Annotated in this window: 14 protein-coding genes and 4 pseudogenes; 8 read left to right on the plus strand and 10 right to left on the minus strand. The window is 37.6% G+C overall.

What is annotated here, in order from left to right; translation table 11 throughout:
• Positions 1-1,523: 1,523 nt before the first annotated feature.
• Positions 1,524-1,958, plus strand: a complete 435-nt coding sequence (locus E0409_RS08545; RefSeq protein ID WP_131289705.1) for a hypothetical protein — start codon at positions 1,524-1,526, stop codon at positions 1,956-1,958.
• 119 nt (positions 1,959-2,077) lie between these two features.
• Positions 2,078-2,257, plus strand: a pseudogene (locus E0409_RS08550) (type II toxin-antitoxin system RelE family toxin); the annotation flags it as partial.
• A gap of 268 nt (positions 2,258-2,525) precedes the next feature.
• Here E0409_RS08550 and E0409_RS08555 read toward each other — a convergent pair.
• The 6 genes and pseudogenes from E0409_RS08555 to E0409_RS08580 all read right to left on the minus strand — a co-directional run bounded on the left by E0409_RS08555 (position 2,526) and on the right by E0409_RS08580 (position 7,562).
• Positions 2,526-2,720: a hypothetical protein gene (locus E0409_RS08555; protein ID WP_131289710.1), complete on the minus strand. Its 195-nt coding sequence runs from the start codon at positions 2,718-2,720 to the stop codon at positions 2,526-2,528.
• A 79-nt stretch (positions 2,721-2,799) separates the two neighbouring features.
• Positions 2,800-2,982 (minus strand): hypothetical protein, encoded by a 183-nt coding sequence (locus E0409_RS08560; protein ID WP_131289712.1) that lies wholly within the window; start codon positions 2,980-2,982, stop codon positions 2,800-2,802.
• 73 nt (positions 2,983-3,055) lie between these two features.
• Positions 3,056-3,550, minus strand: coding sequence for a flavin reductase (locus E0409_RS08565; RefSeq protein WP_131289714.1), 495 nt, complete (start codon positions 3,548-3,550; stop codon positions 3,056-3,058).
• An 81-nt stretch (positions 3,551-3,631) separates the two neighbouring features.
• Positions 3,632-4,660: a methionine synthase gene (locus E0409_RS08570; RefSeq protein WP_131289716.1), complete on the minus strand. Its 1,029-nt coding sequence runs from the start codon at positions 4,658-4,660 to the stop codon at positions 3,632-3,634.
• Between the two features lie 39 nt (positions 4,661-4,699).
• Positions 4,700-5,692 carry a putative oxygenase MesX gene (locus tag E0409_RS08575; protein WP_131289718.1) on the minus strand — a complete coding sequence of 331 codons (993 nt, stop codon included), beginning with the start codon at positions 5,690-5,692 and terminating at the stop codon, positions 4,700-4,702.
• Positions 5,693-6,267: 575 nt separating this feature from the next.
• Positions 6,268-7,562 (minus strand): annotated as a pseudogene (locus E0409_RS08580) (RNA-guided endonuclease InsQ/TnpB family protein).
• A 180-nt stretch (positions 7,563-7,742) separates the two neighbouring features.
• Here E0409_RS08580 and E0409_RS08585 point away from each other — a divergent pair.
• From E0409_RS08585 to E0409_RS16730, 3 genes and pseudogenes are all read left to right on the plus strand, one after another.
• Positions 7,743-7,950, plus strand: a pseudogene (locus tag E0409_RS08585) (IS5/IS1182 family transposase); the annotation flags it as partial.
• A 257-nt stretch (positions 7,951-8,207) separates the two neighbouring features.
• The gene (locus E0409_RS16725; protein WP_252151790.1) at positions 8,208-8,993 is read left to right on the plus strand and encodes an amidohydrolase; all 786 of its coding nucleotides are present in this window, start codon (positions 8,208-8,210) and stop codon (positions 8,991-8,993) included.
• On the plus strand, positions 8,941-9,450 hold the full coding sequence (locus tag E0409_RS16730; RefSeq protein ID WP_252151791.1) for a peptidase dimerization domain-containing protein: 510 nt from the start codon (positions 8,941-8,943) through the stop codon (positions 9,448-9,450). The genes E0409_RS16725 and E0409_RS16730 overlap by 53 nt, the downstream gene beginning before the upstream one ends.
• Before the next feature lie 142 nt (positions 9,451-9,592).
• Here the strand turns inward: E0409_RS16730 and E0409_RS08595 are convergent, their stop codons facing one another.
• Together E0409_RS08595 and E0409_RS16605 are read right to left on the minus strand one after the other, a co-directional pair.
• On the minus strand, positions 9,593-10,813 hold the full coding sequence (locus tag E0409_RS08595) for an MFS transporter (RefSeq protein WP_252151792.1): 1,221 nt from the start codon (positions 10,811-10,813) through the stop codon (positions 9,593-9,595).
• A gap of 17 nt (positions 10,814-10,830) precedes the next feature.
• The gene (locus E0409_RS16605; protein ID WP_213073364.1) at positions 10,831-10,986 is read right to left on the minus strand and encodes a hypothetical protein; all 156 of its coding nucleotides are present in this window, start codon (positions 10,984-10,986) and stop codon (positions 10,831-10,833) included.
• A 715-nt stretch (positions 10,987-11,701) separates the two neighbouring features.
• On the opposite strand from E0409_RS16605, the gene E0409_RS08600 reads away from it, so the two are divergent.
• Positions 11,702-13,579 carry a potassium transporter Kup gene (locus E0409_RS08600; protein ID WP_131289720.1) on the plus strand — a complete coding sequence of 626 codons (1,878 nt, stop codon included), beginning with the start codon at positions 11,702-11,704 and terminating at the stop codon, positions 13,577-13,579.
• A 177-nt stretch (positions 13,580-13,756) separates the two neighbouring features.
• Positions 13,757-13,858: pseudogene (locus tag E0409_RS16955) on the plus strand (transposase); the annotation flags it as partial.
• A gap of 71 nt (positions 13,859-13,929) precedes the next feature.
• Here the strand turns inward: E0409_RS16955 and trpA are convergent.
• Both trpA and trpB read right to left on the minus strand, forming a co-directional pair.
• Positions 13,930-14,715 carry a tryptophan synthase subunit alpha gene (trpA, locus tag E0409_RS08605; RefSeq protein WP_131289722.1) on the minus strand — a complete coding sequence of 262 codons (786 nt, stop codon included), beginning with the start codon at positions 14,713-14,715 and terminating at the stop codon, positions 13,930-13,932.
• Complete coding sequence (trpB, locus tag E0409_RS08610) at positions 14,712-15,923, minus strand: tryptophan synthase subunit beta (RefSeq protein ID WP_131289724.1); 1,212 nt, start codon at positions 15,921-15,923, stop codon at positions 14,712-14,714. Before trpB ends, trpA begins: the two co-directional genes overlap by 4 nt.
• 102 nt (positions 15,924-16,025) lie before the next feature.
• Here trpB and E0409_RS08615 point away from each other — a divergent pair, with 102 nt between their 5' ends.
• The gene (locus E0409_RS08615) at positions 16,026-16,907 is read left to right on the plus strand and encodes a LysR family transcriptional regulator (protein WP_131289726.1); all 882 of its coding nucleotides are present in this window, start codon (positions 16,026-16,028) and stop codon (positions 16,905-16,907) included.
• The last annotated feature ends 7 nt before the right edge of the window (positions 16,908-16,914 follow it).

The raw sequence follows: 16,914 nt of genomic DNA on the forward strand, positions 1-16,914 counted from the left end.
AATTGCTCAACCATTAAATAGAAGGTTGACCATGAGATGCCAGTGTATCGCTTGAACTGAGGATCAGAAAGCTTGTTTGAATCGATGTATTTCATCCGCAGATTATGCACGAATGCTAAGAAATCTGGAGTGCAAATATTAACCAAAAAGAAGATCATTTTTTGATTTATGAAAGAGATCTAATATAAAGTTTGATTATTAACAATTGTATGTTTTTTATACTCAAACATGGAGTTGTGGCATAAACATTCAAAAGATTTATATAAAATAATTCCACTGAGATCATTAAGCTTTTCGTGATTTTGTCCTTTATCGGTTAATCTAACTCATTTAATTAGACCATTATTTTCATAAAAATAAACTGATTCTTTCTCTCTTAAACGGTTAATAATTTTCATGCTAGTTGACATCCTAAAATCCCTAACTCCCTAACTTTTCATTCGCTTCTTTGAGCATTTTTATAATGAAAAATTAGAAAGCCAGAATTTTTACATACAATGCTTTTTTATACTTATTTATTGTTTTTATGTAAAAGAATTAAAGCACTTAATGGTTGAGTACTCTATTACTAAAAATACCAATTTATTTGTTAAAATTTAAATAAAATGAAATATATTAACTCTAAAAAAATCATAAAAATCAACTTTAATTTATTAAATAAATATTAATTTAAAAATAAATTTTCTTTATAGTGGGTGTTATGTATGGGTTATTTTTTAATTTTCGTTAAAATTTAACAGTAATAATGTGAGGATTTATAGTTAAATAATAAATGAAAAATCATCTAAATTTATCTAAAATAATAGGCATTTTATATATACGGCCGAATATTAAAAATATCTTTAAAGATTTTCTAGATATATGTAAAATCAAATATGGTCGCTGAATCGTGTGCTTGATTTGGAAATATCTATGTAGGACATTTCTAGTTAGGAATAACACAAAAAAGCGCGGATTCTGTACCCACGCTTCATATGATTTATACAATGGAAAGTGTAATGAATTGGATAAAAAAGCATAACTCTCTAATCCTTTATTTGCTTCTTTGAGCGTCTTTATAACAAAAAATTAGAGAATTAAAATTCTGTTACCCTTCTCTTTCTATATTTATTTATTGTTATTCTGAAGCTGATTAAACCACTTGTTGATTGATTTTTCACCACAAAAATAATAATATAATATAATCATAAAAATGTAATCTAATGTAACTAAAATAACATATCCATTAAACTTCAAAATTATCTCCCCAATTGAACTGTGATACTGATTAATAGCATCCGTTTTTTATGGTGAAGATTTTTTTATGTCACGTATAAATCTAAACTGGCATCCTAACTTAAATAAACTGTCTCGGATATATTGGTCCAAAAACCCTTAAAGATCTGGAACAGCATTGCCCATCAGAGTGAAACAAAAAAATGAGATTCTATCTCCAGACCCTTTGTTATTTTTAAGATCGTATATGATTTTATAAATTTAAAAGAAACTCAAACTTTAAAATATTCGAATCATGGGAATACAATATGAAAACCAAGTTAATCACGCTGACATTAGTACTATCCGTAGCATCACTGGCAAACGCACATAATCATGAACAGTTAATGAGTAATGATTACCAACTGTTTAGTCCAGAAATCACCTCTAAAATCACTGAGCACAAACCTGTTTCATTAGATTTTATTGCTAGTGCAATCAGCACCCCAACTCAGGCGGTATTAAAAGAAAAGTTAGGTGAGACTAAAAACATCGCAGTGATTAGCGATGCTGAAATCTGGTATTACGGTGTTCAAATCACCGATCAGGCAAATCAAAAATGTTCTGTTTCTTTTATTTTCGATCGTGAAAATGGCAAGTTAAGTACATCGGCAGATCTGATCAGCTTCCACCAATTAGAATGTGAATCAGCCGTTGCCCAAAAATTAGAAAAGAAAAATAGTTTACTCCAAACGAGACTCTGAAAAGCCTGCTTTTGCAGGCTTTTTAATTCGTCCAAATTTTCCGTATATCACCATGCCAGAATCCGGTTTAATGACAATTAAATAGAATATTTGAGCTCTTATTGAACATAATGGGCATTATTCCGAAGGATACGCTTAGAGGACATCTTGCTGGCTGCTATAAAATTAAACTGTTAAAAGCTAGACTAAGACTTGTCTATCAAGTCAAAGATGATCAAGTTGTTATCTTGCTTATTACCGTTGGAAAACGGGCTGATAGCATGGTTCATGACGAAGCAAAAAAGCGTATTAAAGACTAAAAATGTCCAACTTTCGGGGGGCAGTTCACTTATAGCTCCCATTTTTAAAAAAAAAGTGAAATTCAGGCAATAAAAAAGCCCAACAAGACGTTGAGCTTTTTTATATTTGATGCTTAGGCCTAGTGAGGCTAATCCTCGCTAAATAAGCTCTTACTTCTGTTTTTTAAGCTGTTTTTTGAACTTATTTAACTTGTTTTTGTGTTTTGAAATCTTTTCAAGACGTGCTTTGATCTTCTGTTTCAAGATTTTAACTTGCTTCGACATAATGTCACTCCTTGGTATGAATATCCGCTGACTGGTTTTTTTTCATAAAACTACGGATAAATTTTCTTAATTCTCTAGCAGCACTGGTGTCCATAGCTTCACATAATTGAATGAACTCATCACGTTCAGTGCTGTTAATGCGAATTAAGAGTTGCCCATCTTTTCTGTTGGCCTTTATTTTTTTGGGTTGATCAGTCATAAGATATTTATTCCCAAAGGCACTAATACAAATAAAATGTATATACACTATATATACATTTTAAAAATTAAGCAACTATTTAATTTATTGTTTTTTTTATTGAAAATATTTCTGCAAATTTAAAAGAATGGAATCTGATTGCTACAGCAAAATTTTCAATATGTAAAAATTGGCACTGTTGCAAATAAGGATATGAATCGATGATATTCCCTATTTGCAACAGTGCCCAATGATCAGCCCCCAGCCACGCCAAAGAACCCAAGTGCAAATCCTGCCAGTGCACCAATGGCTAAAAAAATAATAAGTTCCATGTAATACTAACTTTAAAAATAGATTTAAGCAGTTTCTGTTTCACCAACCTGATGATAAGCGCGGTTAAAATAGACTAAGGCCTGATCTTCTTGATTTTTTTTGATAGCAACAATCGGACAGATAAAAATCGTGTGTGTGCCAACTTCTTGGATCTGCCCAATTTCACAATCAAAGCTCACCAATGCATCTTGAAGTACAGGAGATCCTGTTTCTAAAGCCGACCATTTACCCTGTTCAAAACGCTCTTCCGAACTGAATTTTGAGGATGCAAATACATTAGAAAGATGCTCTTGCTCTGCGTTTAATACATTCACACACAGCACTTTATTCTCTACAAAATTTGCATGTGAACGGGATGATTTATTCATACACACCAATAATGTCGGTGGTGTATCGGTCACGCTACACACCGCAGATGCGGTAAAACCATGACGACCCGACTCACCCGTCGTGGTCACTACATTGACTGCACTTGTTAATAAAGACATTGCATTTTTAAAGTCTGTCGCTTCAACCATCACCGTATTCCAACATTTAACTTTTTATAGAGAGCTCAAATGATGCCTTCCCTCTTGAAAAGCATCATTAAGTCCTTTCAATTAGCGAGATAATTCCTGACGAATAATCTCAGCACCAGCACTCAGGGCATGCAGTTTTCCACTAGCCACTTGGCGACCGAGTGGTGCCATGCCACAGTTGGTTGATGGATAAAGCTTGTCTGCATCAACAAATTGAAGTGCTTTACGTAAAGTGTTTGCCACTTCTTCAGCTGTTTCAATTTGATCACTTGCGACATCAATGGCACCCACCATCACTTTCTTGCCGCGAATCAATTCAATCAAATCCATCGGTACACGTGAGTTATGACATTCAAGTGAGATAATATCGAGTTTAGATTGTTGCAGTTTCGGGAAAGCCTCTTCGTATTGGCGCCATTCATTACCAAGTGTTTTCTTCCAATCGGTATTGGCTTTAATGCCGTAACCGTAGCAAATATGTACTGCGGTTTCACACTTCAAACCTTCAAGCGCACGCTCTAAAGTCGCCACACCCCAGTCATTCACCTCATCAAAGAACACGTTAAATGCAGGTTCATCAAACTGGATGATATCCACGCCTGCCGCTTCAAGTTCACGTGCTTCTTGGTTCAAAATTTTGGCAAATTCCCAAGCCAGTTTTTCACGGCTCTTATAGTGACCATCGTAAAGCGTATCGATCATGGTCATTGGGCCAGGCAGTGCCCATTTAATTGGTTGATCTGTCAATGAACGTAAGAATTTGGCATCTTCAACAAACACAGGCTTTTGACGAGAAACTTCACCGACAACAGATGGTACGCTCGCTTCATAACGATCACGGATTTTTACCGTTTCACGTTGATTAAAATCCACGCCTTCAAGATGCTCAATAAACGTCGTCACAAAGTGTTGACGGGTTTGTTCACCATCACTGACAATATCGATACCCGCTTGTTGCTGCTCATGTAGCGACAAACGTAATGCATCTTGTTTTGCATCTAGCAATTCTTGGCCTTCTAATTTCCAAGGTGACCAAAGTTTTTCAGGTTCTGCCAACCAAGACGGTTTAGGTAAGCTGCCAGCAGTTGATGTTGGGAGTAAAATAGCCATGTCTAATCTTCTATATAAATTCAGTTTAAAATTTGGTGCTTATGCAGTTTGTATTTTTTGCTCAACCGAAAAGTTGGCAGCCCATTGGTCAAGAATGTCTTTATACGGTTTAATAAAGTTTTCTTCCGTCCATTTACCTTGTTTCACGGCTAACTGACCACGTTCTACACGGTCATACACGATTTGTGTCAGTGAAAAATCCTGATAGTTCAAGCTGGGTTGATACACCACGCCTGCAGGTGAATTGGTGTTATAGATTTCAGGACGGTAAATCTTTTGGAAGGTTTCCATGGTGCTGATTGCGCTGATCAACTCAAAGTCTGTGTAATCACGTAATAGATCACCTGCAAAGTAAAATGCTAAAGGGGCATTGCCATTTTCAGGCTTAAAATAACGAACGGTTAAACCCATTTTCGCGAAATATTCATCGGTACGTGAATACTCATCATTTTTATATTCCACACCCAGTACAGGATGCACATTTGCAGTACGGAAATACGTCTTAGATGTTGAAACACTTAAGCAAATCACCGGTTGTTTTTTAAATTCAGCTTTGAACACTTCAAAATTTACAAGATGTTGATACAGCTTGCCGTGTAAGTCACCGAAGTCTTCAGGCTTTTCATTGGTTTTACAGCCTAATTGCGGTAATACAACGCTAAAGTCATAGTCACGTACATAAGATGAGAAACTGTTACCGATCATGCCCTCAATACGTTCATTGGTGTAATGATCGGTAATGGTACTTTTCAGCGTTTCAATAAATGGGAAAGTGTTGCCATTACCTTCAATATCGATTTCAGCCGAGATAATATCAATCTCAAGTGAGTAACGATCCCCTTTTGGGTTATCCACTGTTGCCAAGCTGTTAAAGCGGTTATTGATCATCGCTAAGGTTCTGCGCAGATTTTCTTGGCGGCTTTCACCACGTGCTAGATTAGCGAAGTTTGTGGTTAAACGTGTGTTATTCGCTGGTGCATAGTTTTCGTCAAAACGAATGCGTTGAATTAAACATGCAAATTTGTTACTCATGATAATGCGCTACCTAATTTCTGATATAAAACATGAATTTCTGTATGCAGTGATTTATACCTAAATCACCACATGAATAAAAATGATTTTATCTAACAAAAAGATGAATTTAATTCATGTTTAGTAGTCTGCAGATATTAAAAAGTGCTCTAAGATAGAAAAATTGGCTACCTAATCTTTGATATTTCAATTCAATTAAGCCACTATAAAATGGTTAAGAATAAAGTTTTAGAATTTATCTTATAAATTATATAAAAATTATAGAATACAATAACTAATAAAAATATGTGTTGAAGTAAATTTAAAGATTCACTTAGAAAATTGACGTTAGTCTGCGCAAATTGAATCCTATAGAGGAGATGAAAATTTTTTATAAAGCATTTATATTTTATCCTTTTAGGAAGTAATAGCTATTATTTGATAAAGGCTACAAAATGATCTTAAATGAATTAAACTCATTATGAAATTAGAAAATATCAACATATTCAGCCTACCTACTGATGTCCAGATAGCCAGATTGACATACTCCCCCCACTTTCGCCTAGCTCAAGTGGGGGATTCTAAAAGCAAAGCTCTTAGGCGACTTCCTCACGGATTTCACTTGCTTTCTGCTTCGTAGGGCGACCTTTACCGCATCTTCCCTCCACAGACAAAACGGTGTGTCCCACCGCCAAAATGTTGCGAGAAGCATTAATATCTGCATTCTCGCTAAAGCCACACTCGACACAACTAAAGTTTGCCTGAGTGAGCCTATTTTCTTTTGCAACGTGACCACATGAACTACAAGTCTGACTTGTATATTTAGGGTCAACTTTAACGAGCAAACCACCTCGCCATTGCTGTTTGTACTCCAGCATATCAACAAGCATAGACCAACCTTGATCTAGGATTGATTTATTCAAGCCTGATTTGGCTTTAACATTCTTTCCTTTTTCTTCGATTGAGCCTTTGGCTGACTTTGACATATTGGCTACTTTTAAGTCCTCAACTACGATCATTGCGTGGTTTTTGCTGAGAGTTGTCGTGACTTTGTGTAAGTAGTCATGCCGAATATTGGCAATATGATGATGCAACTTATTAATTCTTAAATTAAGTTTTTTCCAATTTTGACTAAATTTGGTTTTCTTTCTCAACTTGCGTTGAAGCCTAGCCAACTTTACTTGATTGGCTTTGAAACTATTGATCCGGTCAAATACCTGACAACTAGACGTTGTAACTAATTTTTTAACGCCTAAATCAATGCCAATAGCTGATTTTGATGGGTGAATTGGTTGCTCAATACTCTATTGGTGCAAAACGAAATATACCAAAGCCCACAAATTTTCTTAATCGTTACACTTGTGATTTTGCCAATAATTTCCTGTGATTTTTTAAACTTTATCCAACCTGTTTTTTTAGGCAGACAAACACGATCACCGACAAGTTCACAATCTTGAAACGGAAGTCGAAAGGATTGTTCACCATCAGATTTCTTTTTAAATCGTGGCATGAGTGGTCTAAGCTGAACCTCAGCACCATCAGATAATTTAAAAAATCTTGGCTTCTTAGCTTTAAATGGTTTTTGCTTTAACTTGGCTTGTTCTTTAGGGTTATAGAATTTAGCCCATCCACTAGCAAGATCACGGATTTTTTGCTGTAAACAAGCTGAATATGTATCGCTAAGAAAAGAAAACTCAGGTGTTTTTTTTAATGGTACTAAGTTTTTTTCAATCGTTTCATAGCGGATAAATTCATCTTTAGCGAACATTTCAAATGATTTAGCGAGAATTTGATTCCACACAAAACGAGCAGAACCTATTGCTTGGTTAAGCAATATTTCCTGTTCTTGATTAGGCAAAAGCCTAAATTTGTAGTGTTGTGAGATCTTCATTAAATCATTGTTTATAAAATAATTTATGTGTGTTAATTATACCAAAATAAGCGATAAAAACGAATAAAAATATTATATTTTTTATGGCTTACGCCACTCGCTTATATCCCCCACCTGACTGTCGGTGGGGGTCTTACGCTCGATTAAGATAAATATTGGACCCACACCCTATAATTATAATGCCGTCAAGTGATTGCAGGTCGGCAAGCACATGCAGTCATTCCACCAAAAAGAATACATTGCATCAAATCTTACGAAGCAGTGCTTCTCAGGAGACAAACTCAGCGCAAAGAACTTTCAAAGTTAAGTCAATGAAATCCATGCACGTGTGGCAGTACTTAACAAATTTACCGAATTAGGCAGACCTCATGCTCAAGTTGCCACTTAAATTTGAGTAGCTTATGGTAGCTTTAACTTTTAAATGTTTGTGCAACACAGAGCCAAGCTGTGATCAAAGCAGAACTCAGCGACTTCCGAGAAAAATATTACCTATTAACAGCTTTAATTCATTCACGAAAACCACACAAAATGATCTAGAAATAATGCACGGATTCAAGCCTTAGTTATTTAAAGTTTTAATCAGTAGCAATGATGATCAATCCGTTTTTCAGCCCTCAATAAAACCAATTTTAAAAGGATAGTGCGATGAACAAGCGAATGAAAGCACTGGAAAAATCAATTATAGAACTAATTCCAGAACTCACTGACATTTATAAAGATTTCCATCAGAATCCTGAACTTTCCATGCAGGAATTCAGAACTGCTAAAAAAGTGGCAGAGTATCTACAACCTTTAGGCTATGAAATTCATGAAAAAATTGGTGTCACTGGTGTCGTAGCTCTCATGTCCAATGGCACTGGCAATACGGTCATGCTAAGGGCAGATATGGATGCGCTGCCGATGCCAGAAAAAACTGGCCTGCCTTATGCGAGTCAAGTCACAGGCCAAACTGCTGAAGGAGTTAAAACCGATATCTCTCACATGTGTGGACATGATTTACATGTTGCATGGCTCATGGGTGTTGCAAAAATTCTGTCCCAGCATAAAGAAGCCTGGAGCGGAACCTTGATTCTAGTGTTTCAACCGGGTGAAGAGGTTGCCCAAGGTGCATTAGCCATGATTGAAGACATGCAAGATAAATTTCCTAAACCCGATATTATTTTGGGACAGCATGTGATGGTAGGAAAGGCCGGCACGGTGGGTTATAAGGCTGGTGCCATTTTAACTGCGGGTGATAGTTTACACATTACCTTTCATGGTCGGGGAGCACATGGTTCGATGCCGCAAAATTCGATTGATCCCGTCATGATGGCAGCCTATAGCGCAGTACGCTTACAATCTATTGTTTCCAGGGAAATCCCCCCCCCAAGAGAGTGCCGTGTTAACCATTGGCAGCATTCAAGCAGGAACCAAAGAAAATATTATTCCTGATAGTGCCGTAATGAAATTGAATATGCGCAGTTATAAAGATTCTGTCCGCGATAAGATGCTGAATTCGGTTCAACGCATCTGTACTTGTGAAAGTCACGCTTCAGGGGCAAATGATCCTGAGATCAAGTTTATAAACAGTTATCCTGTCACTGAAAATGATCTACAGGCAACCGCCAAACTGGAACAAAGTTTTATCGGTTTTTTTGCTGAACAGGCTTATGTCACAGCACCTGTCACCGCCAGTGAAGACTTCAGTTACTTTGGCCGTAAATGGGGTGTTCCTTATGTGTTCTGGTTTGTAGGTTCTACAGAGGCGAGCCAATGGGAACATGCAGTACAAAATAATACCGTGGCTCAAATTCCTGCCAATCACTCATCTTTATTTAAAATAGAACTAGATCCGACCGTAAAAACTGGTTTGGAAGCCATGCTGGCTGCAGCATTAACCTGGTTATAACACGGGTCTTGTGGGTAGAGATGGGGGGACATTAAATCATGCCTCACAGTACTTACAATTCCGTAAAGAAAGGGGCAATCAGCATGTGATTATGTGCCCCCCTGTAATCCTCTCAAACTTGTGCATTCCAAGAGTCTAAATCTTAAGTTTTCTTACCTTTTGGTACTGTTAGCATGATTGATATAATAGCAACAACGATCATGAGTACGTTAAACCCTAGTGCCATGATTGCAGCCTCACGTACGGCCAGGTTGTCCTGCCGACCGGAAAATGTAATCACCCCTTCCAGCCACATAATGCTTTCATTGTTGGCGCTGAATGCAGTGAAAATCGCTGCTGAGATCGCTACGCCAAAGGCGGCACCAAGTGACGAAGCCATTTTGTAGATGCCTGAACCCGCACCAGCCTGTGCATCAGGCAAGTTGGCTAGAGCAGCATCGGTAGATGGGGTGGCATAGAAAGCCAAACCTACACCAAATAATGAATAGCCGATGATGGCGAGGATTTTATAGTCTGTCAGGAGTAGATTAGCCGGTGACAGCAGTACAATCGACAAGCCGGTGATGAGGCAACCCCAGATCATCGGCTTACGCGCACCATAAAGTTTCAATAATTTCTCGCCGACACGAATGAAAGCGATAATTGCAATTGCATAACCTAGGGTCAGCATACCTGCGGCCTGAGCCGTCATATTTCCGCCAAGTTGCACCAATTGCAAGGATACGATCAGCGTGCCAGCTACCGCATTGAGGAGGAAGTTAGATATTGTCGCGCCGGTGTAAGTGGCATTCTTAAACAAACTGAAGTCGAAGAAAGCATTGGGCGACTTCGATTCAATTTTTAGAAAAAGGGCGCCAACCACCACTGTTATAGCGATCAGTCCGAGCGATAACGGACTGGCCCAGCCAAAATTATTGCCCTGAGTGACGACGACCTGCAACGCTACCATAGCGACCATGAAGGTCAGTACACCGGGTAAATCAAATTTATAATCACCCTTGGTTTCAGCCTTGCTCTCCGATGTACCACGCATCATCCACAGGCCCAATATGCAAACTGCAATTGACACAAAAAAGATGGAGCGCCAGCCAAAATTTTGCGACATCAGGCCGCCAAACAATGCGCACAAGCCAGAACCGCCCCACGATCCAATCGACCACATACTGATGGCGCGTTGACGTTCTGCACCGTCCCAATAGGCTTTCACAACTGCCAAGCTGGCTGGCATGATGCACGCTGCCGAAAGACCCTGCAGCGCACGTCCGACTAACAGGACCGGTAGAGTAAGGTCACCTGTTGGTGTCAGACCAACGAGCAGAGAACCAATGATGTTGAGATAGAAACCAATCCGCACGATCTTCATGCGGCCAATTCGGTCGGCTAGCCCACCCATAACGACGATGAAGATCCCAGAAAACAGGGCTGTGTTGCCACAGCGATGTTCATACTATTGGCTGTCATACCAAGGTCACGACTCATGTCGGGTGCGATATTTAAAGTCGTTTGGGCAAACAGCCAAAAGGCTATGACCCCCATGATGATGCCAAACAATAGGCGATCGTTACCTTTAAATGCTATGTTGCTTGTCGTGGAATTCATAAAAAACCCCCTTTGTTATTTTAAACACAGCTCTAATTGATGCCCAGAAATAGCCTCGTTATTACTACCTGGCAGGATAGTTAGACACTATATGATGTGCACACCTATTATTCCTGTAAATCTCTACTCAAACGCTTTAGGATTGAAACTGCCATTTAAAAAATATAACTCATCTTGCTTTCAGCCTAAGTGAATCTTTGTTGTGTTTTGTATTAGCCTTGAATAAACACCTTTTAGTTAAATATGGGACTATTAAAACTTTCCGATGAATATTGTGAATTGGTTACAGGGTGATGCTCAAAGAGCATCCTAAAACCTGTTGATCTGATTAATTCACATGGACTTATCAAGTCCTAGGTAAAAATTGTGAAATAATTTTCGTGGAAGATAAAAATCCATAAAAAAGCCCAACTAATCATAGATGGACTTTTATAAAAGACATAACCAATTGTTTTTAATTATTTAAATAAAGATATGTTATTCCCAGGTAGAAATTTCCACTTTTAGAATACTTAATTCAGCACTCATATGGTGCAGGCTTAGATAGAAAAGCTATTAGATTCTTAAAAGGCATGGTTTTTTATGTATGAGCAATTTCATGATAACTCTAATGATAAAATTGTAAGCTTGTCAGTTTTTTGATTTGCACAATATGCAAAATAAAGTGAGTAAGCCGGCAGTACCCGCATTGATGCTAGCTGCATTAGGCGTGGTATTCGGTGATATAGGGACGAGTCCTTTATATGCCTTAAAAGAAAGTTTTCACGCAACCCGTGGATTACCGATTAACGAAATTAATATTCTTGGGATTCTGTCCTTAATCTTCTGGACCATTACATTAATTGTTTCCATTAAATATGTATTGGTCATTATGAGAGCAGATAACAATGGTGAAGGGGGAATTATGGCTTTATTGGCCCTCAATCTTCGCCAAGAGGGTCTCTCTCCCCGAAAAAAACTGATCATAATTATCTTGGGTTTTGTGGGGGCATCTTTATTTTTTGGAGATGGGATTATTACCCCGGCAATTTCGGTGCTTTCAGCAGTAGAGGGTCTTTCAATTGCCGCGCCAGCTTTTGATCGCTTCATCATTCCAATCAGTATTGGAATTTTAATCGCACTCTTTGCTATTCAAAGACATGGTTCTGCAGTAATGGGGAAGTTTTTTGGTCCCATAACATTGATATGGTTCCTTTCCATTGGGGCCATAGGTATCAGCAGTATTATTCAAAGTCCGTTTGTTCTCGCATTACTTAGTCCCCATTGGGCTTTTTTGTTTGTAGTTAATAATCCTGTTATTTCATTTTTTGTGATGGGAGCTGTTGTTCTAACGGTTACAGGTGGAGAAGCATTATATGCAGATATGGGACATTTCGGAATTCTACCGATTCGGTTGGGTTGGTTTTTAATTGTACTGCCCTGTTTAATGCTAAATTATGCAGGACAAGGCGCATTGCTGTTACGGGATCCAACAACCATCACCAATCCCTTTTACTTGCTTCTCCCTTCAGTTCTTTTATATCCGATGATTATTCTTGCAACAGCAGCAGCAGTAATCGCTTCTCAAGCTTTAATCAGCGGTGTATTTTCCATGGCGAAGCAGGCAATCCAACTAGGCTTCTTACCTCGCTTAACAATTTTACACACCTCTGACTCAGAAATTGGGCAAATCTATATTCCATTACTTAATTGGCTATTATTTATTTCTATTACTATTCTAGTATTAATATTTGAAACTAGTAGTAGTCTGGCAGGAGCATATGGCTTAGCAGTGACAGTGACCATGTTCTGTGACACGTTATTGGTTGCTTTTCTCGCTTACAGTTATTGGAAATGGAAGACATGGAAAGTATTACTTTTTATTATTCCCTTTGTCTTTATCGACTTGATCTTGCTGAGTTCTAATCTTCTCAAGATTCTTATTGGTGGTTGGGTGCCGGTATTTATTGCCATGAACGTTTTCATCTTAATGATGACTTGGAAAAAAGGCAGAGAAATTCTTCAAGCGAAATTGCAAAAAGATACGCTCCCGCTTAATACTTTTCTTGAGCATATAGGCAGTACCAGCCAAAAGGTTAGCGGAAATGCAGTATTTTTAACGGGTACACCACAAGTCGTACCGCATGCTCTTTTACATAACCTAAAACATAACAAGGTTCTTCATGAACGTAACTTACTAGTAACGATCAGAGTTTCGGAAATTCCTTATGTGGATGAAGAAAATAGGATGGAGACAGAAATACTGGACAAGGGCTTTTATAGAATAGGTCTGAATTATGGTTTTAAAGAAGAACCGGATGTACCTAAGGCCTTAGAGAAAGCTTTCGATAGCTTAGGACTGGAATATAATTTAATGGATATAAGTTTCTTTATTTCTAGAGAAAAACTAGTGCCAAGTATGTCGAACAAGATGTCTATTTGGCGTGAAAAGCTGTTTGTCGCAATGCAAAAAAACACCAGTCCTGTAAGCGATTTTTATAAAATCCCTTCTAACCGGGTTGTAGAACTGGGCAGTCAGGTTGAAATTTAAGAAATTCTAATCTTGATTTGGCACCTTTTAAAAGGTGCCTTTTATTCACTTTAAGAAATCTTTTTCGAAGTCTAAGACAGAGAAAATTCCATTCATGATAATTGTAATAGCCCCCACTAAAAATAATTAGGAACTAAAAGTAGAATTTATTCTTAAGTTCTAGGCAAGAGAACGTGCATAAAAACCTCTAAATTTACTGACCGTCAGATCGTGTCCATTGTGAAGCAGGCTGAAGCTAACATACCTACTGCCACTCTTTGCCGTGAACATGCTATGAGCAGGCAAGCGCAAGCGGTAATCGATATTTGTTGACATCTTCCCCCCCTCCTTTCTTCTCCCTCTACACAAAATCATTGAGTCTGTTTAAGTACCTGTGAAAAAGCTCTTACTTTTTCTAAAGTAACGTTTACCCCTTTGTTAAAAAAAGTATCAACAAGTGCCGAACCTATAACGATGAGATCTGCTTTATTTGCTAACGCTTTAACATGACTTTCATTTTTGATGCCAAAACCAATGGCTACAGGAATCTGAAATATTGGTTTTATTTGAGCCATCTTTCGCTCAAGATTTGCTAGATTTAAAGTTACTCCAGTTAAACCATTTTCTGCAACATGATATAAAAAACCGGTAGCACTCCCTGAGATTTGTTCTAATCTATTAACTGGCGTGGTTGGAGCTGTCATGGAAATTAAATGCATATTTTTTGCATTTAAGATCAATTTAAAATGATCTTGATATTCATAGGGCGCATCTAGAATAAGGATGCCTTCAATAAGGTTTTCGGTTTCACATACAAGTTTTTCAAAACCGTATTGCAGAATAGGATTTAAATAGGTCATGAACACAATAGGTGTCTTATTATCATTCAACCGTATTTTTTTGACCAATTCGATAGTTTTATTCACTGTTTGACCAGCACTTAAAGCTCTGATATGGGCAGCTTGAATGATTTCTCCATCTGCAACAGGATCAGAAAATGGAATGCCAATTTCAATAATATCTGCTCCAGCTTGGCCTAATTGACTAAACAGATTAGAGCTTTCTTCGAAACCTGGATCTCCGGCAGTAAAATAACACACGAGACCGCTTCGCTTTTCCTGTTTTAATTCCTTTAATTTTTGGTCTAAACGGTTCATTCTGTTACTCCTGCGAGATATTTTTTGACTGTATTTAAATCTTTGTCACCTCTCCCACTTAAATTGACAATAATAGTCTGTTCAGGCCGCATTTCTTTGGCCAGCTTAATTGCGTATGCGATAGCATGGGCACTCTCTAACGCAGGTATAATTCCCTCCTGTTGACTTAAAATCTGAAAGACGTTGACTGCATCCTCATCATTTACAGCGACATAATTAACGCGCCCTGTTTCAAACAGGATGCCGTGCTCAGGACCAACCCCAGGATAATCTAATCCTGCCGATATCGAATGTCCGTCTAGAATCTGTCCATCTGAATCTTGTAATAAGTAAGTCAAATTACCATGCAGGACGCCAACTCTACCTTTTGAAATAGATGCAGCGTGCTCACCGCTGTTTGTTCCTTTTCCACCAGCTTCAACCCCAAACATTTTGATACTCGTATCTTGTAGAAATGGGTGCATTAGACCCAATGCGTTAGATCCCCCCCCCACACAGGCAACTAAAGCATCAGGGAGTTTATTTTCTTTCAGCAATATTTGATTTTTAGCTTCTATGCCAATAATTTTCTGGAACTCTCTCACTATGGTCGGATAGGGATGAGGACCTGCACCGGTTCCTAATAGATAATAAGTCGTGTCTACATTGCTGATCCAGTCACCTAATGCCTCATTCATAGCATCTTTTAGGGTTCCACGACCTTTCTTAACGCTTTTAACTTCAGCTCCGAGTAATTCCATTCGATCAACATTCATTTGCTGACGATGAACATCCGTTTCACCCATATAAATGGTGCATTTAAGCTTAAAGAGAGCACATACTGTTGCTGTTGCAACACCATGTTGTCCAGCACCTGTTTCTGCAATAATTCTGGTTTTACCCATTAATTTAGCCAACAAGATTTGTCCAACACAATTATTGATCTTATGGGCACCGGTATGGTTCAAATCTTCTCTTTTAAGATATATTTTGGCCCCTCCAGCATACATTGTTAGATTTTTTGCATAAAAAAGAGGGCTAGGTCGACCCACAAAATCCGTTAAAATTTGTCGATATTCAGTCCAAAACTCGGCTTTATTCCGAATAATATTAAATTCTCGCTCTAGGTCTTGAAGAGCAGGCATAAGACTTTCTGGCATATAGCATCCGCCAAATTTCCCAAAAAACCCTGATTTATCAGGACCATTACCTGTATACAGTGTTGTCATTTTATATCACTTGAAGAATCAAAATTTTCTTAATCTTAAAAGATTTCCATTTTTTATATAATTGATATATTTTTAGATCATGATGTTAGAAAAACTCACACTATGAAAAGTAGAAAGTTACCACCATTAAATGCTTTGAAAGCATTTGAAGCGGTGGCTAGAAATAGAAGTTTCAGCTTAGCTGCAGAAGAACTATGCGTAACCCATAGTGCTGTTAGCCATCAAATAAAACAGTTGGAAGAATGGCTCGATAAAAAATTGTTTATTCGACATTCATCAACTATCTCTTTAACCAAAGATGCAGAAGACTTATTCCGCCTTTGTACTCACTTTTTTAACGATCTAGAAAAATGTGTCTTTGAGTTAACAAATAAAGCTTCTGACGTTGAAATTATTATTGGAGCATCTCATAGTTTTATGGCTAACTGGTTAATTCCACGATTAGAAAAACTCGAAATAATTTATCCGAATATCCATGTTAAATTAATGACATGCAATGATTTAAAGTTACTAGAAAAAGAAAAAATTGATATTTTTATCAATAGTTTGAATCTAGCTCAAACTCTTCCGGAGTCTCTAGATAAATACATTTTATTTCCTGATAACATGGGACCTATTTGTAATCGTAAAACATATAATCTAAACACGATAAATGATATTTTGAATTATCCACTACTTCATACCCATTCCAATAAAAACGCATGGAATATATGGTTGGATAGATCAAGGCTTCATTCTCCCCATAAATCAAGTGAACGTTATTTTGATAGTCTAAATTTAATGATAGAGGCAGCTGTTTCCGGGTTAGGTATTGCAATAGCACCTCAAATTTTAGTAGAAAAAGAAATATTAAATGGAAGAGTCATAGCACCTTTTGGCTTTATATATTGCGACTATAACTTTTATGCGATAACAAGAAAAAATAGTTCTAACAGTGATGTTATGAATATTGTTAATTGGTTAAAGGCCGAAGCCAAAGATTAGACAAAAT

The sequence above is a fragment of the Acinetobacter sp. ANC 4862 genome (genome assembly GCF_004336635.1).
Classification (GTDB): Bacteria; Pseudomonadota; Gammaproteobacteria; order Pseudomonadales; family Moraxellaceae; genus Acinetobacter.

Coding starts and splice junctions, on each gene's coding strand:
- E0409_RS08545 (WP_131289705.1), top strand. CDS start 1,524: ATGAAAACCAAGTTAATCACGCTGACATTAGTACTATCCGTAGCATCA.
- E0409_RS08555 (WP_131289710.1), bottom strand. CDS start 2,720: ATGACTGATCAACCCAAAAAAATAAAGGCCAACAGAAAAGATGGGCAA.
- E0409_RS08565 (WP_131289714.1), bottom strand. CDS start 3,550: ATGGTTGAAGCGACAGACTTTAAAAATGCAATGTCTTTATTAACAAGT.
- E0409_RS08570 (WP_131289716.1), bottom strand. CDS start 4,660: ATGGCTATTTTACTCCCAACATCAACTGCTGGCAGCTTACCTAAACCG.
- E0409_RS08575 (WP_131289718.1), bottom strand. CDS start 5,692: ATGAGTAACAAATTTGCATGTTTAATTCAACGCATTCGTTTTGACGAA.
- E0409_RS16725 (WP_252151790.1), top strand. CDS start 8,208: ATGAACAAGCGAATGAAAGCACTGGAAAAATCAATTATAGAACTAATT.
- E0409_RS08595 (WP_252151792.1), bottom strand. CDS start 10,813: ATGAAGATCGTGCGGATTGGTTTCTATCTCAACATCATTGGTTCTCTG.
- E0409_RS16605 (WP_213073364.1), bottom strand. CDS start 10,986: ATGGGGGTCATAGCCTTTTGGCTGTTTGCCCAAACGACTTTAAATATC.
- E0409_RS08600 (WP_131289720.1), top strand. CDS start 11,702: ATGCAAAATAAAGTGAGTAAGCCGGCAGTACCCGCATTGATGCTAGCT.
- trpA (WP_131289722.1), bottom strand. CDS start 14,715: ATGAACCGTTTAGACCAAAAATTAAAGGAATTAAAACAGGAAAAGCGA.
- trpB (WP_131289724.1), bottom strand. CDS start 15,923: ATGACAACACTGTATACAGGTAATGGTCCTGATAAATCAGGGTTTTTT.
- E0409_RS08615 (WP_131289726.1), top strand. CDS start 16,026: ATGAAAAGTAGAAAGTTACCACCATTAAATGCTTTGAAAGCATTTGAA.